The organism is Blautia glucerasea (assembly GCF_020537505.1).
Lineage (GTDB): Bacteria > Bacillota > Clostridia > Lachnospirales > Lachnospiraceae > Blautia_A.
Map to the genome: position 1 here is coordinate 1 of NZ_JAJBMO010000095.1, position 749 is coordinate 749.

General features: G+C 38.7%; 1 protein-coding gene. It reads left to right on the plus strand.

What is annotated here, in order from left to right:
• Nucleotides 1-92 precede the first annotated feature (92 nt).
• Nucleotides 93-749 (plus strand): transposase (locus LIQ05_RS19390; RefSeq protein ID WP_226822936.1); only part of this gene is annotated, 657 nt, incomplete at its 3' end.

Sequence of the window (749 nt, forward strand, 5' to 3'; positions counted from 1 at the left end):
CAGACTGTAGACAAAGCCCTGCTTTTGCAGGGTTTTGCTATTGTTGGAACCGCTTTTCTGATATAATAAATATCAGAAGGGCGGTGTTTTTTATGATGACGAAAAATACAGATAAAAAAAGAGAACAAATGATGATGTTTTCCATGGATGACATGGTACCTCAAAACCATATGCTGCGATTGATTGATAAAGCAATCAATTGGAACTTTATTTATGATCTGGTTGAAGAAAAATACTGTCCGGATAACGGCCGCCCCAGTATGGATCCCGTCATGCTGATAAAGATACCATTCATTCAGTATCTCTATGGGATAAAAAGCATGCGTCAGACCATGAAAGAGATCGAGGTAAACGTTGCATACCGCTGGTTTCTCGGACTAGACATGTTAGATCCAGTACCTCATTTCTCTACATTTGGAAAGAATTATACCCGCCGTTTCAAAGATACAGACCTTTTTGAGCAGATCTTTTCAAAGATTCTGGAAGATTGTATGAAATATAAGCTTGTAAATACAGAACAGATCTTCGTGGATGCAACACATGTAAAAGCCTGTGCAAACAGTAAAAAAATGCGTAAGCAGGTTGCACACGAACAGGCTCTCTGGTATGAAGAGGAATTAAATAAAGAGATTGAAAAAGATCGTCTGGCACATGGAAAAAAGCCATTAAAGAAAAAAGATGATAACCAGCCACCTGCATCCGGTGGAACCGGAAATGATAAGGATTCTATATCTGAAGAACTTCCTGAA